The 25,361-nt window shown below is 66.6% G+C and carries 20 protein-coding genes; 19 read left to right on the forward strand and 1 reads right to left on the reverse strand.

Going from position 1 to position 25,361, the window contains the following annotated elements; genetic code table 11:
• Positions 1–5: 5 nt before the first annotated feature.
• The 14 genes from rsmH to lpxC all read left to right on the forward strand — a co-directional run bounded on the left by rsmH (position 6) and on the right by lpxC (position 17,930).
• A complete protein-coding gene (gene rsmH / locus BXA00_RS12920) occupies positions 6–1,100 on the forward strand; it encodes a 16S rRNA (cytosine(1402)-N(4))-methyltransferase RsmH (protein WP_076518847.1) in 1,095 nt (364 codons plus the stop codon).
• Positions 1,100–1,390 carry a cell division protein FtsL gene (ftsL, locus tag BXA00_RS12925; protein ID WP_076518848.1) on the forward strand — a complete coding sequence of 97 codons (291 nt, stop codon included), beginning with the start codon at positions 1,100–1,102 and terminating at the stop codon, positions 1,388–1,390. Before rsmH ends, ftsL begins: the two co-directional genes overlap by 1 nt.
• On the forward strand, positions 1,387–3,117 hold the full coding sequence (locus BXA00_RS12930) for a penicillin-binding protein 2 (protein WP_076518849.1): 1,731 nt from the start codon (positions 1,387–1,389) through the stop codon (positions 3,115–3,117). Before ftsL ends, BXA00_RS12930 begins: the two co-directional genes overlap by 4 nt.
• A complete protein-coding gene (gene murF, locus BXA00_RS12935) occupies positions 3,114–5,966 on the forward strand; it encodes a bifunctional UDP-N-acetylmuramoyl-L-alanyl-D-glutamate--2,6-diaminopimelate ligase MurE/UDP-N-acetylmuramoyl-tripeptide--D-alanyl-D-alanine ligase MurF (protein WP_076518850.1) in 2,853 nt (950 codons plus the stop codon). Before BXA00_RS12930 ends, murF begins: the two co-directional genes overlap by 4 nt.
• Positions 5,956–7,125 carry a phospho-N-acetylmuramoyl-pentapeptide-transferase gene (mraY, locus tag BXA00_RS12940; protein ID WP_076518851.1) on the forward strand — a complete coding sequence of 390 codons (1,170 nt, stop codon included), beginning with the start codon at positions 5,956–5,958 and terminating at the stop codon, positions 7,123–7,125. The genes murF and mraY overlap by 11 nt, the downstream gene beginning before the upstream one ends.
• A complete protein-coding gene (murD, locus tag BXA00_RS12945; protein WP_076518852.1) occupies positions 7,122–8,654 on the forward strand; it encodes a UDP-N-acetylmuramoyl-L-alanine--D-glutamate ligase in 1,533 nt (510 codons plus the stop codon). Before mraY ends, murD begins: the two co-directional genes overlap by 4 nt.
• 55 nt (positions 8,655–8,709) lie before the next feature.
• Positions 8,710–9,903, forward strand: a complete 1,194-nt coding sequence (gene ftsW / locus BXA00_RS12950; protein WP_076518853.1) for a putative lipid II flippase FtsW — start codon at positions 8,710–8,712, stop codon at positions 9,901–9,903.
• Positions 9,900–10,976 carry an undecaprenyldiphospho-muramoylpentapeptide beta-N-acetylglucosaminyltransferase gene (gene murG, locus BXA00_RS12955; RefSeq protein ID WP_076518854.1) on the forward strand — a complete coding sequence of 359 codons (1,077 nt, stop codon included), beginning with the start codon at positions 9,900–9,902 and terminating at the stop codon, positions 10,974–10,976. The genes ftsW and murG overlap by 4 nt, the downstream gene beginning before the upstream one ends.
• Positions 10,973–12,379: a UDP-N-acetylmuramate--L-alanine ligase gene (gene murC / locus BXA00_RS12960; protein WP_076518855.1), complete on the forward strand. Its 1,407-nt coding sequence runs from the start codon at positions 10,973–10,975 to the stop codon at positions 12,377–12,379. The genes murG and murC overlap by 4 nt, the downstream gene beginning before the upstream one ends.
• Positions 12,376–13,326 carry a D-alanine--D-alanine ligase gene (locus BXA00_RS12965; protein WP_076518856.1) on the forward strand — a complete coding sequence of 317 codons (951 nt, stop codon included), beginning with the start codon at positions 12,376–12,378 and terminating at the stop codon, positions 13,324–13,326. The genes murC and BXA00_RS12965 overlap by 4 nt, the downstream gene beginning before the upstream one ends.
• Positions 13,327–13,338: 12 nt before the next feature.
• A complete protein-coding gene (locus BXA00_RS12970) occupies positions 13,339–14,163 on the forward strand; it encodes a cell division protein FtsQ/DivIB (RefSeq protein WP_076518857.1) in 825 nt (274 codons plus the stop codon).
• A 4-nt stretch (positions 14,164–14,167) separates the two neighbouring features.
• Positions 14,168–15,394: a cell division protein FtsA gene (gene ftsA, locus BXA00_RS12975; RefSeq protein WP_006217473.1), complete on the forward strand. Its 1,227-nt coding sequence runs from the start codon at positions 14,168–14,170 to the stop codon at positions 15,392–15,394.
• Positions 15,395–15,581: 187 nt separating this feature from the next.
• Positions 15,582–16,766, forward strand: a complete 1,185-nt coding sequence (ftsZ, locus tag BXA00_RS12980; RefSeq protein ID WP_076518858.1) for a cell division protein FtsZ — start codon at positions 15,582–15,584, stop codon at positions 16,764–16,766.
• A gap of 240 nt (positions 16,767–17,006) precedes the next feature.
• Positions 17,007–17,930, forward strand: a complete 924-nt coding sequence (lpxC, locus tag BXA00_RS12985; RefSeq protein WP_056320776.1) for a UDP-3-O-acyl-N-acetylglucosamine deacetylase — start codon at positions 17,007–17,009, stop codon at positions 17,928–17,930.
• Between the two features lie 214 nt (positions 17,931–18,144).
• On the opposite strand, the gene BXA00_RS12990 is transcribed toward lpxC, so the two are convergent.
• Positions 18,145–18,552 carry a DciA family protein gene (locus BXA00_RS12990; RefSeq protein ID WP_083714249.1) on the reverse strand — a complete coding sequence of 136 codons (408 nt, stop codon included), beginning with the start codon at positions 18,550–18,552 and terminating at the stop codon, positions 18,145–18,147.
• 129 nt (positions 18,553–18,681) lie between these two features.
• On the opposite strand from BXA00_RS12990, the gene BXA00_RS12995 reads away from it, so the two are divergent.
• From BXA00_RS12995 to BXA00_RS13015, 5 genes are all read left to right on the forward strand, one after another.
• Positions 18,682–19,656, forward strand: coding sequence for a M23 family metallopeptidase (locus BXA00_RS12995; protein ID WP_076518859.1), 975 nt, complete (start codon positions 18,682–18,684; stop codon positions 19,654–19,656).
• Positions 19,657–19,846: 190 nt separating this feature from the next.
• A complete protein-coding gene (secA, locus tag BXA00_RS13000; RefSeq protein WP_076518860.1) occupies positions 19,847–22,582 on the forward strand; it encodes a preprotein translocase subunit SecA in 2,736 nt (911 codons plus the stop codon).
• Positions 22,583–22,600: 18 nt separating this feature from the next.
• Complete coding sequence (locus BXA00_RS13005) at positions 22,601–23,320, forward strand: VOC family protein (protein WP_076518861.1); 720 nt, start codon at positions 22,601–22,603, stop codon at positions 23,318–23,320.
• Positions 23,321–23,587: 267 nt separating this feature from the next.
• Positions 23,588–24,349 (forward strand): GntR family transcriptional regulator, encoded by a 762-nt coding sequence (locus BXA00_RS13010; protein WP_076518862.1) that lies wholly within the window; start codon positions 23,588–23,590, stop codon positions 24,347–24,349.
• Positions 24,349–25,335 carry a tripartite tricarboxylate transporter substrate binding protein gene (locus tag BXA00_RS13015; RefSeq protein ID WP_083714250.1) on the forward strand — a complete coding sequence of 329 codons (987 nt, stop codon included), beginning with the start codon at positions 24,349–24,351 and terminating at the stop codon, positions 25,333–25,335. Before BXA00_RS13010 ends, BXA00_RS13015 begins: the two co-directional genes overlap by 1 nt.
• Positions 25,336–25,361: the final 26 nt, after the last annotated feature.

The raw sequence follows: 25,361 nt of genomic DNA on the forward strand, positions 1-25,361 counted from the left end.
GAGTTATGGAATTCGAACATCGGCCCGTTCTTCTGGCGCCGACGGTGGACGCGCTTTTGCTTCCCGGCTTCGGGGGCAAGGGCGCGGCGCGGTCGCAGCCGCAGGATGGGCTGGATGTGGCCACGCGCATCGAAAGCGGCGTCTTTGTCGACGGCACTTTCGGTCGCGGCGGTCACAGTCGCGAGCTACTCAGCCGCCTGGGAAAGCAGGCGCGGCTGATCGTGTTTGACAAGGACCCGCAGGCCATTGCGGTCGCCGATGCGTTGGCGGCGCAGGATCCGCGGGTCACGGTCGTGCATGGGGGCTTTGCCACCATGGCGGAAGAATTGCAGCAGCGCGGCATCGACAAGGTCGATGGCGTGATGCTGGATCTGGGCGTTTCGTCGCCTCAGATCGACGATGCCGAGCGCGGCTTCTCGTTCATGCGAGACGGCCCGCTCGATATGCGGATGGACACCACTCGTGGTCCCACGGTGGCGGATTGGCTGGCGCAAGCCAGTGTGGATGAGATGCGGGAGGTCATAGCGGATTATGGCGAAGAACGGTTTGCTTTTCAGGTTGCAAAGGCGATTGCTGCTCGCCGCGCAACAAGGCCGCTGCGCACCACGCTCGAGCTTGCCGAGTGCGTCGCCAGCGCCGTCCGCACGCGCGAAAAGGGGCAACATCCGGCCACACGCACCTTTCAAGCTTTACGGATTTACATCAATCGGGAACTCGAAGAGCTCGCGCGCACCCTCGCGGCAGCTTTAGACCTGCTTGCCCCGGGAGGGAGGTTGGCGGTGATCAGCTTTCATTCGCTCGAAGACCGCATGGTCAAGCAATGCATCGCGGCGGCGGCTCGTCCGGCCGCCGCGCATGCACGCCTGCCCCTGCGCGAAAGCGAAATGCCCCAGCCTGTCCTGCGTTCCCTGGGCAAGGTCGTTGCCGAAGACGCTGAAGTCGCGGCAAACGCCCGTGCCCGCTCGGCCATCCTGCGTGCGGCCGAGCGCACCGAAACCCCGCTGCCAGCCGAAGGCGGCCTGGCTTTTGTGAAAACCGGTTCGCTGCCCGGCAGCGACCTCGTCCCGCCGCGGCGCGGTGGCAAGGGGGGGCGCCGGTAATGGGTCGCGTCAACCTGATCGTTGCGGCTTTGCTGATGCTGTCGGCCATTTCCCTGGTCACCAGCCGGTATCAGTCGCGCCAGCTCTTTGTTGAGCTGGGCCGCGATCAGGCGCACGCTCGCGACCTGGAAACCAACTGGCGGCGCTTGCAGCTCGAGCGCGCCGAACTGGCCCGCAATGCGCGGGTCGATGCAATTGCGCGTGACGGACTGAAGATGATCTCCATCGTCCCGGATCGCACGCTCTATCTGAACCAGGCGCCCGTGCCGGCCGCCGGAGGGGCGCAATGAAGCGCGTGCCCTTCTTCGACAATCCCGTGCTGCGCGGACAGTTGCCCACGTGGCGCGCCCGCCTGGTGCTGATCCTGCTGTTCGGCGGATTCGTCGTGCTGGCCGGCCGCGCGCTGTTCCTGCAGGGGCTGTCGACGGAGTTCCTGCAGCAGCAGGGCGAACGCCGCTATGAGCGCACGCTGACGCTGGCCGCCACCCGCGGCAAGATCCTGGACCGCAATGGCGCGGTGCTGGCCTCGAGCGTGCCGGCGCGCGCCATCTGGGCGATTCCCGAAGACGTGAAGCAGGCGACGCCCTCGCAGATCGATGCGCTGGCCAAGCTGCTGGACACGCCGGCCGCCGACTTGCGCCGTCGCCTGGTGGATGAGGACAAGAACTTCGTCTACCTGAAGCGCCAGGTCTCGATGGACGTGGCCGACAAGATCAAGCAGCTCGGCTTGCCTGGCGTGCACCAGCAGCCCGAGACGCGCCGCTACTATCCCGACGGCGACGTGATGGCGCACGTGGTGGGCTTCAACAGCGTCGAGGACCAGGGCCAGGAAGGCGTCGAACTGACGTTCAACCAGCAGTTGTCGGGTCGTCCCGGCAGCCGCCGCGTCATCAAGGACCGGCTGGGCCGCGTCATCGAGGACGTGCAGGCCGTGACCTTGCCGGTGGATGGCCGCGACCTGCGCCTGTCCATCGATACCCGCCTGCAGTACCTGGTTTTCAAGGAATTGAAGGACGCCGTTGACAAGCACCAGGCCAAGGGCGCAACTGCCGTGGTCGTGGACGTGCACACGGGCGAGATCCTTGCGCTGGCCAACGTGCCGACCTTCGACCCGAACAACCGCGATACCTTCCATGGCGCCAACCTGCGCAACCAGGCCATCACGGACACGTTCGAACCCGGCTCCATCATGAAGCCGTTCACCGCGGCGTTGGCGCTGGATCTTGGCCGCATCACCACGTCGACGCTGTTCGAGACGGGCAATGGCCGCTTCACCTATCAGGGCAGCACGATCAGCGACGTGAGCCGCAACGGTACGCTGGACGTGGCGGGCGTGCTGCGCAAGTCCAGCAATATCGGCATGACCATGATCTCCGAGAAGCTGGAATCCCGCGAAATGTGGGATCGCTTCACCGAGCTCGGGCTTGGCCAGGCGCCGCAGATCGGATTTCCTGGCGCAGCGCCCGGCCGGTTGCGTCCCTGGGAGCGCTGGCGCCTGATCGAGAAGGCCACCATGGCTTATGGTTACGGCCTGTCGGTGTCGCTGCTGCAGGTGGCGCGCGCCTACACCGTGTTCGCCCGTAATGGCGACATGGTGTCGCTGACGCTGGTCAAGCGCGACAGCGATCCGACCAGCGTCAAGATCTACACGCCCAAGACCACCGCGATGGTGCGCGCCATGCTGGAGGCCGCCACCGGCCCCGAGGGCACGAAGGCGGCGCAGGTGCAGGGCTACCGCGTGGCCGGCAAGAGCGGCACGGCGCGCAAGATCGTGGACGGCAAGTACAGCACCCAGCGGTACCGGAGCTCGTACGTGGGCTTCGCCCCGGTGTCGGAGCCCAAGATCGTGGTGGCCGTGTCCATCGACGAGCCGACGGTCGGCGGTTACTACGGCGGCGCGATCGCCGCACCCGTGTTCTCCCATATCGTGGGGGGGAGCCTGAGGCTGATGGGGGTGCGGCCCGACGCGCCGTTCGAATCCACGATTGTTGCTGGTATCAAGGAGCCAGGCAGATGAGCGCCAAAGGCTTCCTCTCTGCTCCTGTCGCCACGGTTGCTGAAATCGTGGCGTGGTTGCATTCGCGCGTGTCGCTGACCGCGCATCTCAAGCTGGATTCGCGCGACATCGAGCCCGGCGACGTATTCGTCGCCTGCCCGGGCCTGTCGAGCGACGGCCGCCTCTATATAGAAAAGGCGTTGGCGCTGGGCGCCAGCGCGGTGCTGTTCGAAGCGCCCGCCACTGATGCGATGGCGGTGGGGGCGGGCGATGCGGCCTTGCTGCCCGTGACCGGATTGCGGTCGCTGCTGGGCGAACTGGGCGATACCTGGTACGGCCGCCCGTCGGCCGCGCTGGCGGTAGTGGCCGTGACCGGCACCAACGGCAAGACGTCCTCGGTGCAGTGGATCGCCCACGCGCTGAGCCGCAACGACAAGGCTTGCGGCACCATCGGCACGCTGGGCGCCGTGCTGCCCGACGGGCAGACGCTGGGCGGCGACCTGACGACCCCCGATGTGCTGACCGTGCACCGTACGCTGGCCGCGATGCGCGACGCCGGCGCGAAGGCCGTGGCGATGGAAGCGTCATCCATCGGCATCGAGCAGGGCCGCATGGACGGCGTGCGCGTGGCGCTGGCCGCCTTTACGAATCTCACGCGTGACCATCTGGACTACCACGTCACGATGGAGCGCTACGAAGAAGCCAAGGCGCGTCTCTTCCGCTGGCCCGGCCTGACCGCCGCGGTGATCAATGCCGACGACGAGGCGGGACGGCGGATGCTGGCAAGCCTGCCGGACGGCGTATCGCCGATGGGCTACAGCCTGAGCGAAGATCCCGCCATTCCCGCCGCGATGCGCGCGCGCGATCTGCAGGCGACGTCGCAGGGCCAGATCTTTACGCTGGTGTCGCCGCACGGCGAAGCCCAGATCGTGACGCGCCTGCTGGGCGCGCACAATGTATCGAACCTGCTGCTGGTGGCGGGCGTGCTGTACAAGCTGGGCCTGCCATTTGCGCAGATTGCGCGCGAGCTTGCCGCGACCGACCCCGTCGACGGCCGCCTGCAGACCGTGGAGCCGGTGAACTCGCCGTCGCATACGGTCCGCGGCCCGCTGGTGGTGGTGGATTACGCTCACACGCCCGATGCGCTGTCCCGCGCGTTGCTGGCGCTGCGGGCGGTTGCCACGGCGCGCTCGGGCCGCCTGGTGTGCCTGTTCGGCTGCGGCGGCGAGCGCGATCCGGGCAAGCGCCCGGTCATGGGCGCCATTGCCGCGGAGCTGGCCGACCACGTGGTGGTGTCCAGCGACAATCCGCGCACCGAGTCGGCCGAGGCCATCGTCCAGCAGATTCTGACGGGCATTCCCGAAGCGGCGCGCGCGGACGTCGAAGTCGACCGCGCCCGCGCCATCATGCAGACGATCTGGGCGGCTGGCCCGGAAGACGTGGTGCTGCTGGCCGGCAAGGGCCACGAGACCTATCAGGATATCGGCGGCGAAAAGCTGCCTTTCGACGATCGCGAATGGGCGCGCCTGGCGCTGCTGCTGCCGCAGGTGCCGGGCGTGTCCACCGACACGCGCCGCATCGGCGAGGGAGAGCTGTTCGTCGCGCTGGTGGGCGAGAACTTCGACGCGCACGAATACCTGGACCAGGCCGCTTCGCGCGGCGCCTGCGCCGCCGTCGTCGCGCATCGCGTGCCCGATGCCGGAATGCCGCAGCTCGTCCTGGGCGACACGCGGGTGGCGCTGACGCGCATCGGCGCCGCCTGGCGCGCGCGCTTTTCGCTGCCCGTGGTGGCGGTGACCGGCAGCAACGGCAAGACGACCACCAAGGAAATGATTTCCGCCATGCTCGCCCAATGGCAGGGCGAGGCGGGACGCCTGGCCACCGCCGGCAACCTGAACAACGACATCGGCGTGCCGCTGACCTTGCTGCGCCTGCGCGCCGAGCACCGCGCCGCCGTGTTCGAGCTGGGCATGAACCATCCTGGCGAGATCGCGCAGCTGGCCGCCATCGCGGCGCCCACCGTGGCGCTGGTCACCAACGCGCAGCGTGAGCACCAGGAATTCATGCACACCGTCGAAGCGGTCGCGCGCGAGAACGGCGCGGCGATTGCCGCGCTGCCGGCAGACGGCGTCGCGGTGTATCCGGGCGACGAACCCTACTCGGACATCTGGGACGCGCTGGCCGCGCCGCGCCGCGTGCTGCGTTTCGGGCTGCAGCCGGGCCTGGACGTCTATGCGGAACAGATCATCGCGGAAGTGGATGCGACGCGCTGCCGCGTCGTGACGCCCGTCGGCGTCGCGGATCTGATGCTGCCGGTGCCCGGACTGCACAACCTGCGCAACGCGCTGGCGGCCATCGCCAGCGCGATCGCCGCGGGGGCGCCGCTGGAAACCGCGGTGCGCGCGCTGGCCGGATTCAGCCCGGTGGCGGGCCGCATGCAGCACAAGCGAATGGGTGACGGAACGTTGCTCATCGATGACACCTACAATGCCAACCCCGACTCGGTTCGCGCGGCCATCGAGGTGCTTGCGCGCATGGCCGGCAAGCGCGTCCTGGTGCTGGGCGACATGGGCGAAATCGGGGACAACGGCCCCGCCATGCATGCCGAGGTGGGCCATTACGCGCGCGAGCATGGGCTCGACGCATTCATCACGCTAGGCGAAGCCAGCCGGGCGGCCGCCGCCGCATTCGGCCCTGGCGCGCACGCCTGCGCATCGGTAGACGAAGTCGTTGCCGCCTTGCGCGGCCTGCGCCCGTCCTGCGTATTGGTAAAAGGATCGCGCTTTATGCGCATGGAGCGGGTAGTGACGGCTTTTTCTTCGAATGACGGTACGACGGCCTCGGGGCAGGGAGAGCAGCATGCTGCTTGAGATCGCCCGGCTGCTTTCCGACGATGTGCGCGCCTTGGGCGTGTTCGAATACATCACCTTGCGCGCCGTCCTGGCATGCGCGACGGCGCTGGTGATCGGCCTGCTGGCGGGTCCGCGCGTCATCCGCAAGCTGACGGAAATGAAGATCGGCCAGGCCGTGCGCAGCTACGGCCCCGAAACGCACCTGGTCAAGACTGGAACGCCGACCATGGGCGGCGTGCTGATCCTGATTTCCATCGGCATCAGCACCCTGCTGTGGGCGGACTGGACGAACCGCTTCGTGTGGGTCGTGCTGCTGGTCACGTTCGGCTTCGGCTGGATCGGCTGGCGCGACGACTACCGCAAGGTCGTCTATCGCGACCCCGAAGGCATGCCCGCGCGGCAGAAATTCTTCTGGCAAGCCACGATCGGCATCGTGGCGGCCGTGTATCTGGCGTTCGCGGTGTCCGCGCCCGCCAATACCGAACTGTGGCCCCTGTTCAAGGCATGGGTGGGCAGCGGCTTCACGATGGCCTTGCCGACGCGCGCCGACCTGATCGTGCCGTTCTTCAAGACAGTGAGCTATCCGCTCGGCGTGCTCGGTTTCGTGGCGCTGACGTGGGCGGTGATCGTGGGCACCAGCAACGCGGTGAACCTCACCGACGGCCTGGACGGCCTGGCCATCATGCCTACCGTGATGGTCGGCAGTGCGCTGGGCATTTTCGCCTACGTGGTCGGGCGCGTGGACTATTCGAAGTATCTGCTGTTTCCGTACATCCCCGGCGCATCGGAATTGATGGTGCTGTGCGCGGCCATCGGCGGCGCTGGGCTCGCATTTTTATGGTTCAACGCGTATCCGGCCCAGGTATTCATGGGCGACGTCGGCGCACTGGCTTTGGGCGGCGCACTGGGCACGATCGCGGTCATCGTGCGCCAGGAGATCGTGCTGTTCATCATGGGCGGCGTGTTCGTCGTCGAGACCCTTTCGGTGATGATCCAGGTGACCTGGTTCAAGTACACGAAGCGACGTTATGGAACAGGTCGACGCATTTTCCGCATGGCGCCGTTGCATCATCACTTTGAAGTCGGTGGCTGGAAGGAAACCCAGGTCGTCGTGCGTTTCTGGATCATCAGCATGATGCTGGTGCTGATTGGCCTCTCTACCCTGAAGTTGCGATGACGATGATGGAAACCTCCCGCGCTGACGCGCCGCTCGTCCTGATCCTCGGATTGGGTGAGACGGGTGTCGCCGCCGCACGCTGGTGCGCCCGCCAAGGCGCGCGCTTGCGCGTGGCCGACACGCGCGCCGAACCGGGAGGTCTTGCCGCGCTGCGCGACGCGCTGGCGCAAAGCGACGTGGAATACCGCCTGGGTTGCGAGGACGCCTTCGCGACGGACCTGCTGGACGGTGTGACGCAGGTCGTGCTCAGTCCCGGATTGGCGCCCACGCAGGCGCCCGCCGCCGACGTGCTGCGCGAGGCCGAGGCCCGCGGCATCGAAGTCGTCGGCGAAATCGAATTGTTCGCGCGTGCGCTGGCGGATCTGGCCGCGACGCGCGAGTACCGTCCGCGCCTGCTCGCCGTGACGGGCACCAACGGCAAGACCACGGTCACCGCGCTGACCCGCCAGCTCGTCGAAGCGAGCGGCCTGACGGTGCTTGCGGCCGGCAACATCAGCCCCGCGGCGCTGTCCGCGCTGATGGACGCGCTGGACACGGAATCGCTGCCGCAGGTGTGGGTGCTGGAGCTGTCCAGCTTCCAGTTGGAAACCACGCGCACGCTGATGGCCGATGCGGCCGTCGTGTTGAACGTGACCCAGGACCATCTGGACTGGCACGGCGGCATGCAGGCCTACGCGCAGGCCAAGGCGCGCCTCTTGAAGATGGCGCGCGTCGCGATCGTGAATCGCGACGACCCGCTTACCGTCGACATGGTGCCGTCGCTCAATGCCATGAACGTGCGCAGCTTCGGCCGCGACGTGCCGGAGCTGGTGGGCGACATGGGCCTGGACCTGGGACAGGGCGTTGCCTGGCTGGCGTCTTGCGAACCCAACGATTTTGACGAGCCCGCGCCGCCTACGCGGCGCAAGAAGGATGCGCCCGAACCGGTGCGCGCCAAGGGCCGGATGAGCCGCCTGATGCCCGTGGACGCCTTGCGCATCCGAGGCATCCACAACGCCTTGAATGCGCTGGCGGCGCTGCAACTGGCCCGCTGCCTGGATCTGGGCTGGGGCGCCATGCTGCGCGCGTTGCGCGAGTACGCGGGTGAACCGCATCGCGCGGCCTTCGTGCGCACGATCGGCGGCGTCGACTACATCAATGACAGCAAGGGCACCAACGTGGGCGCCACCGTGGCCGCGCTGGAGGGCCTGGGGCAACCCGTGGTGCTGATTGCCGGCGGGCAGGGCAAGGGACAGGACTTCTCTCCGCTGATCCCGGTCGTTTCGCGCCACGCGCGCGCCGTGATGCTGATCGGCGTCGACGGCCCCGAGATCGGCCGCGTGCTGCAGGAAACCGGCGTGCAGTGCGTGACGGTCGAAACGCTGCGCGACGCCGTGCGCGCCGCGGCGGACCTGGCGCAGCCGGGCGATGCGGTGCTGCTGTCGCCGGCCTGCGCCAGCCTGGACATGTTCCGCAACTACCCGCATCGCGGGCAGGTGTTCGTGGAAGAGGTCGAAGACCTGGCCCGCGATCGTGGGGAGGTGGCATGAACCGCAGCGCCGCTCCCCAGGTGAATTCCATCGTGCGTCGCGCCGAGGCCTGCCAATGAGCCTGATCGCCGACCTCACCGCCAGCGTCAATGCCGTACGGCCCGGCCGTACCCGCATGCGCAACTTCGACCTGCCGCTCGTCATCGCGGCGTCGACGTTGCTGCTGCTCGGCCTGCTGATGGTGTATTCGGCGTCGATCGCGCTGGCCGACGGCCCGCGCTATGCGTCCTATGGCCGCTATTACTTCGTGATCCGCCACGGTCTCTTCGTGAGCGCGGGCCTGGTCGGGGCCGCCGTCGTGCTGTCGATCCCCATCCGGGTCTGGCAACGCCTTGCGGTGCCGCTCTTCGTGGTGGCGATCACCTTGCTGGTCGCCGTCCTGATTCCCGGCATCGGGCGCGAAGTCAACGGCGCGCATCGCTGGATTCCGCTGGGTCCGCTGAATTTCCAGCCGTCCGAACTGATGAAGCTTGCCGCGCTGCTGTATGCGGCCGACTACACCGTGCGCAAGCAGGAACACATGCAGGCGTTCGCCCGCGGCTTCCTGCCCATGGCTGTTGCGCTGGCCGGCGTGGGCATGCTGCTGCTGCTTGAACCCGATCTGGGCGCGTTCATGGTGATCGTGGCCATCGCGATCGGCATCCTGTTCCTGGGCGGCATCAACGGCAAGTACTTCAGCAGCCTGCTCGGCGTGCTGGTCGGGACCTTCCTGATGCTGATCTGGCTGTCGCCCTGGCGCCGCGCGCGCCTGTTCGCGTACCTGGACCCCTGGAACGAAGACAACGCCTACGGCAGCGCCTATCAGCTTTCGCATTCGCTGATCGCGCTGGGTCGCGGCGAATGGTTCGGCGTGGGCCTGGGCGCCAGCGTCGAAAAACTGCATTACCTGCCCGAAGCGCACACCGACTTCCTGATGGCGGTGGTGGGCGAGGAATTGGGATTCGCCGGCGTGATGCTGGTGATCACGCTGTTTGCCATCATCGTCTACCGCGGTTTCGACATCGGGCGCCAGGCCATCGCCATGGAGCGCACGTTCGCCGGCCTGGTCGCGCACGGCGTGGCGATGTGGTTCGGCGTGCAGTCCTTCATCAACATGGGCGTGTGCCTCGGCCTGCTGCCCACCAAGGGCCTGACGCTGCCGCTGATGAGCTACGGCGGTTCGGGCGTGGTGATGAACCTGTGCGCGCTGGCGATGCTGATCCGGGTCGACGTGGAAAACCGCATCATGATGCGCGGAGGACGGGTATGACCGCCTCGCGCACCATCCTGATCATGGCCGGCGGCACCGGCGGCCACATCATGCCCGGGCTGGCCGTGGCCGATGTGCTGCGCGCGCGCGGCTGGCGCGTGCTGTGGCTGGGCAACCCTGAAAAGATGGAAGGCCGGCTGGTCCCGCCGCGCGGCATCGAGCTGGTGCCGCTGCGTTTTCAGGGCGTGCGCGGCAAGGGGGCGTCGGCCCTGCTGAAACTGCCTTTCCTGCTGCTGCGCGCGTTCGCGCAAGCCTGGTCGCGCCTGTCCGACGTGCGCCCCGATGTGGTGCTGGGCATGGGCGGCTACGTGGCGTTCCCGGGCGGCGTGATCGCCGCGCTGCGCGGCACGCCGCTGGTCGTGCACGAACAGAACGCCGTCGCCGGCACCGCCAACAAGTGCCTGGCCAAGATGTCGCGCCGCGTGCTGAGCGGGTTTCCCGGCGTGCTGCCCAAGGGCGAGGCCATGGGCAACCCGGTGCGCGCCGATCTGTGCGCCCTGCCAAACCCGGCCGAGCGCTATGCCGGCCGCACCGGCCCGCTGCGCGTGCTGGTGGTGGGGGGCAGCCTGGGGGCGCAGGCCTTGAATACCACCGTGCCGCAGGCCCTTGCCCGCATGCCGCTCGAAAGCCGGCCCACGGTCGTGCATCAGGCTGGCGAACAACATCTGCCCGCGCTGCAGCAGGCCTACGCCCAGGCGGGCGTTCAGGCCGACTGCCGCGCCTTCATCGACGACATGGCGGGCGCCATGGCCGACGCCGACCTGCTGATCTGCCGCGCCGGCGCCATGACGGTGTCCGAAGTGGCGGCTGCCGGGGTCGCGGCGCTGTTCGTGCCATTCCCCCACGCCATCGATGACCATCAAACCGCCAACGCGCGCTTCCTGAGCGACGCGCAGGCCGCCTGGCTGCAGCCGCAGACCGCCATGACGCCCGAGTGGCTGGCGGACTGGCTGGGCCAGCGCTCCCGACAAGAACTGCAGGGTGTCGCCGTCAGGGCTCGCGAGCATGCGCGTCCCGATGCGGCAGCCCATATCGCCGACGTCTGTGAACAAGCAGCGGGGCGTTCATCATGAAACACAGAATTCAACATATCCATTTCGTAGGCATCGGCGGCTCGGGCATGAGCGGCATTGCCGAAGTGCTGCTCAACCTGGGCTACGACATCAGCGGCTCCGACCTGAACGAGTCGGCCGTGACGCGCCGCCTGGCGGGCCTGGGCGTGAAGATCGCCATCGGCCACGCGGCCAGCAACGTCACGGGCGCCAGCGCCATCGTTACCTCGACCGCCGTCGCGGGCGACAATCCCGAAGTGATCGCCGCGCGCGCGGCGCGCATCCCGGTGGTGCCGCGCGCCATCATGCTGGCCGAGCTGATGCGCCTGAAGCGCGGCATCGCCGTCGCCGGCACGCACGGCAAGACCACGACGACCAGCCTGGTGGCCAGCGTGCTGGCGGCCGGCGACCTGGATCCGACCTTCGTCATCGGCGGGCGGCTCAATTCGGCCGGCGCCAATGCGCGGCTGGGGCAGGGCGACTACATCGTGGTCGAGGCCGACGAGTCGGACGCATCCTTCCTGAACCTGCTGCCCGTGATGGCCATCGTGACCAATATCGATGCCGATCACATGGATACCTACGGGCACGATGTGGCGCGCCTGAAGAGCGCCTTCATTGAATTCACGCAGCGCCTGCCTTTCTATGGCAGCGCCGTGCTGTGCTCGGACGACGCCAATGTGCGCGAGATCATGCCGTTCGTGTCGCGTCCAATCACCACCTACGGCCTGAACGAAGAGGCCCAGGTGCGCGCCTATGAGGTGCAGGCCGACGGCACGCGCATGCGTTTCAACGTGCAGCGCACCCATCGCGACACGCTGCTGCCGCCCCTGAAGGTGGAGTTGAACCTGCCCGGGCTGCACAACGTGCGCAACGCGCTGGCCGCGATCGCCGTGGCGACCGAGCTGGGCGTGTCGGATGACGCCATCTGCGAGGCGCTGGGGTCGTTCAAGGGCGTGGGCCGCCGCTTCACGCAGACGGGCGAGTTCGCCGTGCCCGCCAGCCATGGGGGCGGCACCTTCACGGTGATCGACGACTACGGCCATCACCCGGTGGAAATGGCCGCCACGCTGTCCGCCGCGCGCGGCGCCTGGCCGGATCGCCGTATCGTGCTGGCCTTCCAGCCGCACCGCTACACGCGTACGCGTGATTGCTTCGAGGATTTCGTGCGCGTGCTGGGCTCTGCCGACGCGGTGCTGCTGACCGAGGTCTACGCCGCGGGCGAACCGCCGCTGGTGGCGGCCGACGGGCGCGCCCTGTCCCGCGCGCTGCGCGTGGCGGGCAAGGTCGAGCCGGTATTCGTGGAAGACGTGGCGGAGCTGCCGCAGGCAATCGTGGATTTCGTGCGCGATGGCGACGTCGTCATCGTGATGGGAGCGGGTTCGATCAGCAAGGTCCCCGCCCAGGTGGGAGAACTGGCATGAGCAAGCAATTCGGCAAAGTTGGGGTGTTGTACGGCGGCCGGTCTGCCGAGCGCGAAGTCTCGCTCATGTCGGGCAAGGGCGTTCAGGAGGCCCTGATCAGCGCCGGCGTGGACGCGCATCTGTTCGACACCGGGGAACGCAGCCTCGCCGAGCTGGCGCAGCAGGGCTTTGAACGTGTGTTCATCGCGCTGCACGGCCGCTACGGCGAAGACGGCACGATCCAGGGCGCCCTGGAATTGCTGGGCATTCCCTATACGGGAAGCGGCCCAATGGCTTCGGCGCTGGCCATGGACAAGACCATGACCAAGCGCATCTGGCTGCAGCATGGCCTGCCCACGCCCGACTTCGAAGTGCTCGACGCCGATACGGAGCTGCGCCTGGTCCCCGACCGCCTGCAACTGCCGCTGATCATCAAGCCGCCGCACGAGGGCTCGACCGTCGGCATCACCAAGGTCGTGGGCTATTCCGACATGAAGGAAGCGTACGCCGCGGCGGCGCGCTTTGACAGCGAAGTCCTGGCCGAGCAGTTCATTACCGGTCGCGAGCTGACCGTGGCCGTCCTGGGTTCCGGTAAGGCCGCGCGCGCGCTGCCGGTGATCGAGATCGCGGCGCCTGGCGGCAACTACGACTACGAACACAAGTATTTCTCCGACGACACGCAGTACTTCTGCCCGGCCGCGCTGCCGGCGGACGTGGCTGAAGAGGTCGCGCGGATTGCCGTAAAGGCCTATCAGGCGCTGGGCTGCGAAGGCTGGGGGCGCGCGGATTTCATCCTCGACCGCGACAACCGGCCCTGGCTGCTCGAAATGAATACGTCGCCCGGCATGACCGGCCATTCCCTGGTCCCCATGGCGGCCAAGGCCGTCGGGATCAGCTATGCCGATTTGTGCGTGGCCATCCTGTCCGAGGCTTCGTGCAAGGTGCACAGCCCCGCCCGCAACGCTTGACCTGGATAATCCGTGTGGAACGACGCTCGCACTACCAACCTGATCGCCAACACGCTCGCCGTGCTGGCGGTCTGCGCCATGCTCGTCGCGGGCGTGGTGTGGGTGGCGCAGCGTCCGTACTTCACCTTGGCGGCCATCGAACTGGAATCGATGCCGGACACCGACCTGCACTACGTGTCGACGGGCGCCGTGCGCTCGGCGATAGCCGGCCGCGTCAAGGGCAACTTCTTCACGGTGGACCTGGACGAGGCGCGCGAGATCTTCGAATCGGTGCCCTGGGTCCGGCATGCCACCGTGCGGCGGATCTGGCCCAACGTGCTGCGCGTGCGCATCGAGGAACAGCAGCCCCTGGCGCTGTGGAACGAGAACCAGATGATCAACACCTGGGGCGAGGCGTTCACGGCCAACACGGGCGAGGTGGACGACGATACGGTGCTGCCGCAGTTCTCCGGGCCCGAGGGCACGGAGGCGCTCGTCGTGCAGCGCTACGCCGAGCTGGCGCGCTGGTTCGCGCCGCTGGACATGCATGTGGAGCGGTTGGAACTGAGCCCGCGCTACGCCTGGCGCGTCGTGCTGTCGAACGGCATGCTGCTGGACCTGGGGCGCGATCCGGGCGCGGACGCGCCGGACCCGCACGGCCTGCCCGGCGCCTTGCCGTTCGCGGCTCGCATTCAACGCTTTGTGCAGGCGTGGCCCGCCGTGGCGGGGCGCCTGGAAGGGCGCACCATCACGCAGGCCGACTTGCGCTATCCCAATGGTTTCGCCCTGGCGCTGGCCCCGTTGCCCGCGTCGGAAACCAAATCCAAATCCACACCGAAACCTCCCAAGAAACGCTAACGCCATGACCCGTGACATCAAGGACCTTATCGTCGCCCTCGATATCGGCACCAGCAAGGTGGTGGCTGTGGTGGCTGAAATCCTGCCTGAAGGCCGCTTCGAGGTGCTAGGCCTGGGCCAGCACGAATCGCGCGGCATGCGCAAGGGCGTGGTCGTCAATATCGAGACCACTGTGAATTCCATCCAGCGCGCGCTTGAAGAAGCCGAGCTGATGGCAGATTGCAAGATTCGCGACGTCTACACCGGCATCGCCGGCAGCCATATCCGCAGCTTCAATTCCAGCGGCATGGTCGCCGTCAAGGACAAGGAAGTCACCGCCACCGACGTCGCCCGCGTCATCGAAACCGCCAAGGCGGTGAACATCCCGACCGACCAGCAGGTATTGCACGTGCTGACGCAGGAGTTCATCGTCGACGGCCAGGAAGACATCCGCGAGCCCATCGGCATGAGCGGCCTGCGCCTCGAAGTGCGCGTGCACATCGTGACGGGCGCGGTCAGCGCCGCCCAGAACATCGTCAAGTGCGTGCGCCGCTGCGGCCTGGAAGTGCAGGACCTGATCCTGCAGCCGCTCGCCTCCAGCCTGGCCGTGCTGACGGCCGACGAGAAGGAGCTGGGCGTCGTGCTGGTGGACATCGGCGGCGGCACCACCGACGTGGCCATCTTCACCGGCGGCGCGATCCGCCACACCGCCGTGCTGCCCATCGCCGGCGACCAGATCACCAACGACATCGCGGCGATGCTGCGCACGCCCACGCCCGATGCCGAAGAAATCAAGCTGCGCTACGGCGTCGCCAAGCAGGTGCTGGCCAGCCCGGACGAGTCCGTGGAAGTGCCGGGCCTGGGCGACCGCGGTCCGCGCCAGGTCAAGCGCCAGGCGCTGGGCGCGGTGATCGAGCCGCGCGTGGAAGAACTGTTCACGCTGGTGCAGCAGGTGGTGCGCGATTCCGGCTACGAAGACCTGCTGGCTTCCGGCGTGGTCCTGACGGGCGGTTCGGCGCAATTGCCCGGCATGATCGAACTGGCCGAGGACGTGTTCCTCAAGCCGGTTCGCGTGGCGGTGCCCGAGTACGAAGGCAGCCTTGCCGACGTGATGCGCAATCCGCGCTTCTCGACGGTGATGGGGCTGCTGCAGGAGGCGCGCATGCAGCGTGTGCGGGGTCGCAAGGTGGCCGCGCAGACGGGCAATTTCAAGAGCCTGCTTGCGCGCATGAAGGAGTGGTTCATGAATTAAAGGGTGCAGGTTGGGGCCTGCTCCTTGGCGCGAACCGCGGCAGTCTTGCGGGGAGCGTCAGAAAGAGGAGGCGTCTCAAACCCGTGGCGGGCCTATGTAGTCGGCGTCGGCTTTGAGGCGATTCACAAAATATAGGTTGTCGGGGAATTTTTGTGATTTGCAAAATCGGACTTGTGAGGGAGTCATCATGATGAACTTTGAGATGCTTGAGAACAACACCAAAGGGACCGTAATCAAGGTCGTTGGTGTGGGCGGTGCGGGCGGCAATGCCGTCGCGCACATGATTCGCAGCGGCGTGCACGGCGTGGATTTCATCTGCGCCAACACCGATGCGCAAGCGCTGGCGGCTACCAATGCGCCGGTGCAGATCCGTCTGGGCCGTACCGGCCTGGGCGCGGGCGCCAAGCCCGAGCAGGGACGCGCGTCGGCGGAAACCGCGCGCGAGGAGATCCGTGCCGCGCTGAACGGCGCGCACATGGTCTTCATCACGGCGGGCATGGGCGGCGGCACCGGTACCGGTGCCGGTCCGGTCGTGGCCGAAGTGGCGAAGGAACTGGGCATCCTGACCGTGGGCGTGGTCACCAAGCCTTTTTCGTTTGAAGGCAACAAGCGCCTGAAGATGGCCGAAGACGGCATTGCCGAACTGGCCAAGCACGTGCATTCGCTCATCGTGGTGCTCAACGAGAACCTCTATGAACTGATGGACGAGGACGCGACGCAGGAAGATTGCTTCCGTTCCGCCGACGACATCCTGCACAACGCGTGCGCGGGTATCGCCGAAATCATCAACGTCGAAGGCAACGTCAACGTCGACTTCGAAGACGTGAAGACGATCATGGGCGAGCAGGGCCAGGCCATGATGGGCACGGCGTCGGCGTCGGGCGCGGACCGCGCTCGCGTGGCCGCCGAGCACGCCATTGCCTGCCCGCTGCTGGAAGGCGTGGATCTGAACGGCGCGCGCGGCGTGCTGGTCAACATCACCGCCAGCCGCTCGCTGAAGATGCGCGAAACGCGCGAAATCATGGAAACGATCCGCAGCTACGCTTCGGACGACGCGACCGTGATCTTCGGCACCGCCTACGACGAGTCGATGGGCGAAAACCTGCGCGTCACGGTGGTTGCAACCGGCCTGGGCCGTGCGCAAGCCCGTCCGCAACTGGTGCAGAACACCGCTGAAATGCTGCGCACCGGCACCGACAACATGCCCATGGGCACGATGCCGGCCGGTCAAGGCGGTGACTATCGCAACCTGGACATGCCGTCGGTCATGCGCAATCCGCGCAGCCAGGCGTCGGCCCAGGTGCGTGCGCTGGAAAGCTCGGGCATGGATCACTTCGACATCCCGGCGTTCCTGCGCAAGCAGGCGGACTGAACCTGGAGCCGGTCTCCGGCTCTAACTGCACTCCCTCATCTCCGGCTCGCCTGTCCCCACGGGCGAGCCGGAGGCAGAGCGGTCCGTGTTTCCCTTGCACGTTAAAAAAGGGACGGAGGTATAGGTCGATCCGTACGCCAGCCAGATGGCGACATGGATCGGACAGCGTTACAATACATCGGTTACGCCGGCAATCTGCTCGTCATCTTGCCGGCTTCCTGATTCAAATTCCCAAGTCCCATGTTCCGACAGCGCAGCATCCAGAATCTCGTCCGCACGACAGGCGTCGGCGTCCACTCAGGACGGCGGGTGGAGCTCACCCTGCGCCCGGCACAGCCGAACACGGGCATCGTCTTTCACCGCGTGGATTTGCCGCAGGTCGTGGACCTGCCCGCCCAGGCCACTGGCGTGGGCGATACGCGCATGGCCTCCGTGCTGCAGCAAGGCAACGTGCGCGTGTCGACGGTGGAGCATCTCATGTCGGCGCTGGCCGGCCTGGGCATCGACAACCTGCACGTCGACCTCACTGCCGAAGAAGTCCCCATCATGGACGGCAGCGCGGCGACCTTTGTTTATTTGTTGCGCTCGGCCGGCATCGTCGAGCAGAACGCGCCCAAGCAGTTCATCCGGGTTCTGAAGCCGGTGGAAGTGCGTGAAGGCGAAGGACGCAACGAGAAATGGGCCCGCCTCGAACCCCATGAAGGGTACGCGTTGGCCTTCTCGATCGACTTCCGCCATCCCGCCATCGACTCGACGGCCAATTTTGCAGAAATCGATTTCGCGACGCACTCGTACGTGCGCGAGATCGCGCGGGCGCGCACCTTCGGTTTCGTCAATGAAGTCGAGGCGCTGCGGTCAATGGGCCTGGCCCGCGGCGGCAGCCTGGATAACGCCATCGTCATGGACGAGTACCGTGTGCTGAACAGCGACGGGCTGCGTTACGACGACGAATTCGTGAAGCACAAGATCCTGGACGCCATCGGCGACCTGTATCTGCTTGGCAAGCCGCTGGTCGCGCGCTATGTGGCGTGCAAGTCGGGCCACGGCCTGAACAACCAGCTTGCCCGCGCGCTGTTGGAGCAGCGCGATGCCTGGGAAATCGTCACCTACGAATCGCAGGCCGAAGCGCCCCAGGCGTTTCGCCACGAATGGAAGCTGGCCTGACGGGCGGCTTTCCCCCGACGGCAGGCTTCCTGGACGAACCTGCGCACGGGGCCTGACCCCGAACCCTGCGCGGGTTCCTGCCCAAGGATGGCGAAGGTTGCCATCCGCTAGTGCAATCGTCGCAATCCGGTAGGCCATCCGATGGCCATCGGTCTGAAAAGTTGGTTTCGCTACGTTTCCGACCCAGGCGACTTGCCTGACAAAGCCGGGTGCCTCAGCTACGCTTGTGGTGCCTCAAGAGCTTGGCCACGGCATCGGCCAGCGGACCGGGCCGCAACGTGTCATGCAGCGTTTCGAACGCGCCCAGGGCCTTGTCGCCCAGGGGTTGCGCCTCTTTGGGAGGGCGCGGCTGACGGGCGCCAGGTTTGGGCAAACCCGCTTGTACCTTGATGGCAATTTCGTTAAGGTTCCAGCCTTGGTCCGCCAGCGACCGCGCGACGCGCGGCGCCAATTGACGCATTTTGGCCGCGTGCGCGGCGGTGGGCACCACCAGGTGCAGGCATTGGTTTTCCAGCTTGCCGACCTGGCACACAGCACCCAGCGGGGCGGGCAACACCGCCGCCACCGCATACTGAATTTGCAGATGCTTGCGGGCAGTCGCCAATACGCCGGCGCCCCGCATGTCATGACCCAGCCATCCCAGGGCGGTATTTTCCACTCGCCGGCTGGAACCGGAACGTTGACGGTATGAAGAGGGTCTATTCATGCCGGCTTTAAAAGACTTAGGAAGCAAACCTTGAAAATCGTGATTATGCACGCCCGCGACGGCCAGGACGGGCATTTCACCCTGGGAGGCGCGCGTCTGGCGTTGTTTCTGGGGGGCGCCCTGATTACCGCCGCCATTTTCGGCGCGGCGCTTCAACGATACATCACTCCCATCCTGCCCGCCGTGCACACCATGGGCTGGCCGCTGTCGGAGCAGCCCGGACGCGACGCCGATTTCCTGCGTGAAAACATGAATCTGCTGGCCGCCAAGGTGGGGTCGCTGCAGGCCAAGCTGGTCAGCATCGACGGCCTGGGCCAGCGCGTGGCCAAGGTGGCGGGCGTGGCCTACACCGATCCGGAACTGGCCCAGCAACTGGCGTCGGCCCAGGCCGAGGCGCCGGCCCATCCCGAGGCCACGCAGGTGATGGACGACCTTTTCACCGATCATCCGCCGCCCAGCGCCGCGTCCGCCGAAGCCCTGGGCCGCCAGCTCGACGAGATCCAGGCCAGGCTGTCGCAGCAGACCGACAACCTGAAGCTGCTGGATGCGGCCCTGACCAAACGGTCGGCGGATCAGGCGCGCATGCCGACCGCCATGCCGATCACCGATTATCCCTATCTGTCGTCGTCCTATGGCTGGCGCCGCAATCCCGTGACCGGCCGCTCGGCCATGCACGAGGGGCTGGATTTCGCCGCCCCGTCGGGCACGCCCATCGTGGCCGCGTCCGGCGGCGTGGTCCTGGAGGCGAAATGGCAGCCGGGGTTTGGCAACATGGTCGAAATCGACCATGGCGACGGCCTCATCACCCGCTATGCCCATGCTTCCTCGCTGCTGGTCAAGCAGGGCGACCTGGTCGAGCGCGGCCAGCAGGTGGCCCGCGTCGGGAGCTCGGGCCGGTCCACCGGTCCGCATCTGCATTTCGAGGTCCGCCTTGCCGGCCAGCCGCTGGATCCGCGTCTCTTCCTCGGGCCGCAGCATCAACACGCGCCGCCCGCCGTGGCCCAGGCCGCCGCGCCGTGAACCCTGGCCGCGTTGGCCGGTCAAACCGGCCAACAGTGCTACCCTGGTCATAGGTCCAGGCTATTACGCTCCAGGTGCGTTAAACTGGTTCGTTTCCCAGCGGACCCCCGCTCAACCAATAACATCAAGTCACGGGTGACGCTGCCCAAGCGTTTTCGGGTGCGGCGTGGCTCGTGCGGCCGACATACGCATGGTTTCTCTGCTCAAAAAACTCATAGGTAGCCGCAACGATCGGCTGCTTAAGCAGTATCGCAAGCTGGTAACCCAGATCAATGGGCTCGAACCCAAGATCTCCGCGCTCTCCGACGCGGAGCTGGCGGCCAAGACCGAAGAATTCCGTTCCCGCCACGCCCAGGGCACGTCCCTGGACGACCTGCTGCCCGAAGCCTTCGCCGTCGTGCGCGAAGCCGGCAAGCGGGTGTTCGGCATGCGCCACTTCGACGTGCAGATGCTGGGCGGCATCGCCCTGCATAACGGCAAGATCGCCGAAATGCGCACCGGCGAAGGCAAGACGCTCATGGCCACGCTGCCCGTCTACCTGAACGCCATCGCCGGCAAGGGTGTGCACGTGGTCACGGTGAACGACTACCTGGCCCGCCGCGATGCCGAATGGATGGGTCGCCTGTACCGCTTCCTGGGCCTGTCCACCGGCGTGGTGGTGCCGCAGCAGCCCAACGAAGAAAAGAAAGCCGCGTACGCCGCCGACATCACGTACGGCACCAATAACGAATTCGGCTTCGATTACCTGCGCGACAACATGGAATTCCGTGTTGAAGACCGGCGCCAGCGCGCGCTGTTCTATGCCATCGTCGACGAAGTGGACTCGATCCTGATCGACGAGGCCCGCACGCCGCTGATCATCTCCGGCCAGGCCGAAGACCACACCGAGCTGTACGTCCGCATGAATGCGGTGCCGCCGTTGCTCAAGCGCATGGCCAGCGAGCCCAAGCCGCAGGAGCCGGAACCCGAAGGCGACTACTGGGTCGACGAAAAGAGCCAGCAGGTCTACCTGTCGGAAGCCGGCCACGAGAACGCCGAGGGCATCCTCGCCCGCCTGGGCATCCTGCCCGAAGGCGAGTCGCTGTACGATCCCCGCCATATCGCGCTGATGCACCACCTGATGGTGGCCCTGCGCGCCAACACCCTGTTCTTCCGCGACCAGCAGTACGTCGTGCAGGACGGCGAAGTGGTCATCGTGGACGAATTCACGGGCCGCCTCATGGTGGGCCGCCGCTGGTCCGATGGCCTGCACCAGGCCGTCGAGGCCAAGGAAGGCGTGAAGATCCAGCATGAAAATCAGACGCTGGCCTCGATCACCTTCCAGAACTACTTCCGCATGTACGAAAAGCTGTCCGGCATGACCGGTACGGCGGACACGGAAGCGTACGAATTCCAGGAAATCTACGGGCTTGAAACGGTCATCATCCCGACCAACAAGCCCATGGTCCGCAAGGACCAGAACGACCAGGTCTTCAAGACCGACGGCGAAAAGTACAACGCCATCCTGGAAGACATCCGTGATTGCCACGAGCGCGGCCAGCCCGTGCTGGTCGGCACCACCAGCATCGAAAACTCCGAGCTGCTGTCGGGCCTGCTGAAGAAGGCCAAGCTGCCGCACGAGGTCCTGAACGCCAAGCAGCACGCCCGCGAAGCCGAGATCGTGGCCGAAGCCGGCAAGCCCGGCCACATCACCATCGCCACCAACATGGCCGGCCGCGGCACCGACATCGTGCTGGGCGGCAGCGTCGACAAGCAGGTCGACCTGATCCGTGCCGACGAATCGCTGTCCGAAGCCGAAAAGACGGCGCGCATCGATAAGGTCCGCGCCGACTGGAAGCCGCTGAACGAGCAGGTCAAGGCCGCAGGCGGCCTGCGCATCATCGGTACCGAGCGCCACGAATCGCGCCGCATCGACAACCAGCTTCGCGGCCGCGCCGGCCGCCAGGGCGATCCGGGCTCGTCCCGCTTCTACCTGTCGCTGGAAGACTCGCTGATGCGCATTTTCGCGGGCGACCGCGTGCGCGCCATCATGGAGCGCTTGAAGCTGCCCGAGGGCGAGCCCATCGAGGCCGGCATGGTCACGCGTTCGATCGAGACCGCGCAGCGCAAGGTGGAAGGCCGCAACTTCGACATCCGCAAGCAATTGCTGGAGTACGACGACGTCGCCAACGACCAGCGCAAGGTGCTGTACTCGCAGCGCAATGACGTGCTGGAAGCCGCCAGCGTCGGCGCTACCGTGCACAACCTGCGCGATGCGGCCGTGACGGAGCTGTTCAATACCTACGTGCCGCCGGAATCGGTCGAAGAGCAGTGGGACATCCCCGCGCTGCAAAAGGCGCTGGAAGCCGACTGGCACCTGCATCTGCCGTTGACCGAGATGCTGGAAAAGGAACCCAACCTGAACGACGAGGAACTGCGCGAGCGCGTGGTGGCCGCGGCCCGCGACGCCTACCAGGCCAAGGTGGACCAGGTGGGCGAGGAATCGTGGTCGCAGTTCGAGCGTTCGATCATGCTGCAGGCGATCGACACGCATTGGCGCGAGCACCTGTCGGCGCTGGATTACCTGCGCCAGGGCATCCATCTGCGCGGCTATGCGCAGAAGAACCCCAAGCAGGAATACAAGCGCGAAGCCTTCGAACTGTTCTCGGGCATGCTGGAACGGGTCCGCGACGACGTGGTGCGCGTGCTGATGACGGTGCGCGTGCAGTCGTCCGAGCAGGTCGAGCAGGCCGAGGCCGAAGCGGCGCAACCGCATGTGCAGAACGTGCAGTACCACCACTCCGACTACGACGAGGCGCTGGCGTCCGAGGCGCAGGAAACGGGCGCCCAGCCCGTGCGCAATGCCGTGCCCAAGGTCGGCCGCAACGACCCGTGCCCGTGCGGCAGCGGCAAGAAGTACAAGCAGTGCCACGGCAAGCTGGTCTGATCACAGGGGAAAGCCATCATGCTGCATTCCGTCGGCCGCACTGAATTCGACCACGCCGTCGTCATGGTGCGTGACCGGCTGGATGCGCTGGCGCCGCATTACGAGCGCCAGGGTTTTCACCTGAGCGACAAGTCGGTGCACAACCTGGGTTCGTGCAACCGCCTGATCGTGCTGGAAGGCACCTATGTCGAGTTGCTGGGCTGGCCGCCCGGCGCGCCGCCCGCGCGCAAGGAGATCGCCGATTCGCCCTTCGGCCTCGAGGCGCTGGTGTTCCGCACCTATGACGCCGAAGGCACCTACACGCGGCTGCGCGACGCGGGCTTTGCCGTGAATCCCGTGCAGGAACTGACCCGTCCCGCCATGCTGGACGGCCAGGAGGTCCAGGCCCGTTTCCATACCGTGCGCTTTGCCGAGCAACCCTTGCCCGGCATCCGCATGTACTTCTGCCGTCACCTGACGCCGGAGTGCGTCTGGTCGCCGGCGCTGATGTCGCATCCCAATGGCGCGCGCAGCCTGCACCGCATCGACGCGCGCGCGGCGGATGCCCGCGGCGTGGCGGAGCGCCTGGCGCTGGTGGCGGGCGTGACCGCCGAAGCCGCCAATGGCGGGTGGGACGTGCCGCTGGCGAACCTGCGCATCCATGTGCAGCAGGACGATGCCGCGACGAATCCCGTCCTGTCCGCGCTGACTCTGGAGAACCGGGATGGGGCGCACTACACGCTGGATACCGGGCTGTAAGCTGGAATCCGGGATCTGACATCTGGGTCAGGTCATCGGCGTCAGCGGCATGATCGGCGTCATCGGCGTTACAGGCTTCGCCGGCGTCATCGGCAATTCCGCACACTGGCAAACCCGCCCTCGAGGCGGGTTATTTTTTTCCCGCCCAGGCCTACGCCCACGCCTGCCCCGCATGCCGCCTTCGGGCAAACCCGAGTTGCCCGTCAAAGTGTATGCACTTTAGTATGCACTTCAACCCATAGGGAACCCAGCCACAGGCGACCCGGTATGACGCTGCCCCACACTGCCACCAGACCCATTGCCCGCGCGGCCCGCACCTCGGCCGCGCAGGCCGAGCTGTATGGCGCCGTCAAGGCCATGGCGGTGCGTTTTGAATTCAAGCCGGGCGAGCGCATCAACGAAGTCGAGCTTGCGCGCCGCCTGAATGTCAGCCGCACGCCGCTGCGCGAGGTGCTCAACCAGCTGATGGTGGAAGGCTTTCTCACGCGCTCGGTCAATCGCGGCTTCATTGCCCGCCTGCTGGACGCCAAGCAGATCCACAGCCTTTACGAATATCGCGCGGTGCTGGAAGCCGGCATCGTGCGCGCCGCCTGCGAGCGCGCCACCGACGAAGAACTGGCCAGCCTGCGCGCGTTCGTCGAACGCTCGCGCGACGAACCCGACGACAGCGACGCCGCGCGGCTGCTCGAGCTGGACGAAGCCTTTCACCTGGCGCTGGCGCGCTACTCGCGCAACGACGAATTCGTGCGGGCGCTGGAAAGCGTCAACGCGCGCATCCACTTCGTGCGCTGGATCGACATGCAGCAGGGGCGCCGCAGCCACACGCAGGGCGAACACCTGCGCATCGTGGACGCGCTGCAGCGGCGTGACGTCGACGCCTTGCCGGGCCTCATCAGCGCGCACATCGGCCGGCGGCTGGACCAGATTACGGACGTGATACGCACGGGCTTTTCAACGATTTACATGCGGGACCAGGCCGAACCCGCCTCGGTAGTGCCGGCCAACACCACAACAGCAGGGGAAAACTGATGAATAAAACGATCAAGCGGGCGCTGGCGGCGGTATGCACGCTGGCCGCGGCCGGGGGCGCTTTTGTCGCCACGCCGGCGGTGGCCGAAGAACGGCCGCTGGTGCTTGTCGTGCCGTATCCGCCGGGCGGCAGCACCGATATCCTGGCGCGTATCCTCCAGCCGCGCCTGTCGCAGCAGATGGGCGGCCGCGCGGTGGTCGTCGAGAACCGGCCGGGCGCGGCCAGCCAGATCGCCACGGCGTTCGTGGCGCGGGCCGAACCTGACGGCAACACGCTGCTGGTCAGCTTCGACAACCACGGCATCAATCCGGCCGTGAAACCCAAGCTGCCCTATGACACGTTCAAGGACTTCGTGGCGATCGGGCAGACCGTGCGCTTTCCGCTTGTGATCGGCGCGAACCCGAGCGTGCCCGGGAACAACCTGAAGGAATTCCTTGAGGCCGCCGCCAAGCAGCCGCCCAACAAGTTCAACTACGCGTCCACGGGCGTCGGTTCGCTGAACCACCTGGCGCCCGAAGAGCTCAAGCGCCTGTCCAAGGTCGAGTTGCTGCACGTGCCCTACGGCGGCGGCGGGCCGGCCATCCAGGCCGTGGTCGGCGGCCAGGCCAATATGACGTGGCTGAGCTTTGCGGCCCTGCGCGGCCAGATCCAGGCCGGCAAGATCAAGCCGCTGGCGGTCGCCGGCGACAAGCGCCTGCCCGACCTGCCCAACGTGCCGACGGTGGCCGAGTCCGGCTTCCCCGGTTTTGTCGCGTATTCGTGGAGCGGCATGTTCGCCCCGAAGGGCACGCCCGAAGCCACCGTCAAGAAGCTGACGGCGGACTTCCAGGCGGTACTGGCCGACCCGGACATCAAGAAGAAGGTCTCGGAAGCGGGCTTCGAGATCGTGGCCTCCGATGGCCCGGCGCTGGATGCGTACGTGAAGTCGGAATACGAGCGCTGGGACGCCTTCATCAAGCGCAACAACATCAATCTGGAAAACTGAGCGCCGTAGGCCCGGGAGGCGGCAGG

Source organism: Achromobacter sp. MFA1 R4 (genome assembly GCF_900156745.1).
Classification (GTDB): Bacteria; Pseudomonadota; Gammaproteobacteria; order Burkholderiales; family Burkholderiaceae_B; genus Achromobacter.

What these genes read in the sequence shown, in the direction of transcription:
- BXA00_RS12990 (WP_083714249.1), bottom strand. Translation starts at nt 18,552, where the DNA reads ATGCGGGGCGCCGGCGTATTGGCGACTGCCCGCAAGCATCTGCAAATT.
- BXA00_RS13015 (WP_083714250.1), top strand. Translation starts at nt 24,349, where the DNA reads ATGAATAAAACGATCAAGCGGGCGCTGGCGGCGGTATGCACGCTGGCC.
- murF (WP_076518850.1), top strand. Translation starts at nt 3,114, where the DNA reads ATGAGCGCCAAAGGCTTCCTCTCTGCTCCTGTCGCCACGGTTGCTGAA.
- murC (WP_076518855.1), top strand. Translation starts at nt 10,973, where the DNA reads ATGAAACACAGAATTCAACATATCCATTTCGTAGGCATCGGCGGCTCG.
- ftsW (WP_076518853.1), top strand. Translation starts at nt 8,710, where the DNA reads ATGAGCCTGATCGCCGACCTCACCGCCAGCGTCAATGCCGTACGGCCC.
- BXA00_RS12995 (WP_076518859.1), top strand. Translation starts at nt 18,682, where the DNA reads ATGCACGCCCGCGACGGCCAGGACGGGCATTTCACCCTGGGAGGCGCG.
- murD (WP_076518852.1), top strand. Translation starts at nt 7,122, where the DNA reads ATGACGATGATGGAAACCTCCCGCGCTGACGCGCCGCTCGTCCTGATC.
- BXA00_RS12965 (WP_076518856.1), top strand. Translation starts at nt 12,376, where the DNA reads ATGAGCAAGCAATTCGGCAAAGTTGGGGTGTTGTACGGCGGCCGGTCT.
- ftsZ (WP_076518858.1), top strand. Translation starts at nt 15,582, where the DNA reads ATGATGAACTTTGAGATGCTTGAGAACAACACCAAAGGGACCGTAATC.
- murG (WP_076518854.1), top strand. Translation starts at nt 9,900, where the DNA reads ATGACCGCCTCGCGCACCATCCTGATCATGGCCGGCGGCACCGGCGGC.
- rsmH (WP_076518847.1), top strand. Translation starts at nt 6, where the DNA reads ATGGAATTCGAACATCGGCCCGTTCTTCTGGCGCCGACGGTGGACGCG.
- secA (WP_076518860.1), top strand. Translation starts at nt 19,847, where the DNA reads ATGGTTTCTCTGCTCAAAAAACTCATAGGTAGCCGCAACGATCGGCTG.
- lpxC (WP_056320776.1), top strand. Translation starts at nt 17,007, where the DNA reads ATGTTCCGACAGCGCAGCATCCAGAATCTCGTCCGCACGACAGGCGTC.
- BXA00_RS12930 (WP_076518849.1), top strand. Translation starts at nt 1,387, where the DNA reads ATGAAGCGCGTGCCCTTCTTCGACAATCCCGTGCTGCGCGGACAGTTG.
- BXA00_RS13005 (WP_076518861.1), top strand. Translation starts at nt 22,601, where the DNA reads ATGCTGCATTCCGTCGGCCGCACTGAATTCGACCACGCCGTCGTCATG.
- mraY (WP_076518851.1), top strand. Translation starts at nt 5,956, where the DNA reads ATGCTGCTTGAGATCGCCCGGCTGCTTTCCGACGATGTGCGCGCCTTG.
- ftsA (WP_006217473.1), top strand. Translation starts at nt 14,168, where the DNA reads ATGACCCGTGACATCAAGGACCTTATCGTCGCCCTCGATATCGGCACC.
- ftsL (WP_076518848.1), top strand. Translation starts at nt 1,100, where the DNA reads ATGGGTCGCGTCAACCTGATCGTTGCGGCTTTGCTGATGCTGTCGGCC.
- BXA00_RS13010 (WP_076518862.1), top strand. Translation starts at nt 23,588, where the DNA reads ATGACGCTGCCCCACACTGCCACCAGACCCATTGCCCGCGCGGCCCGC.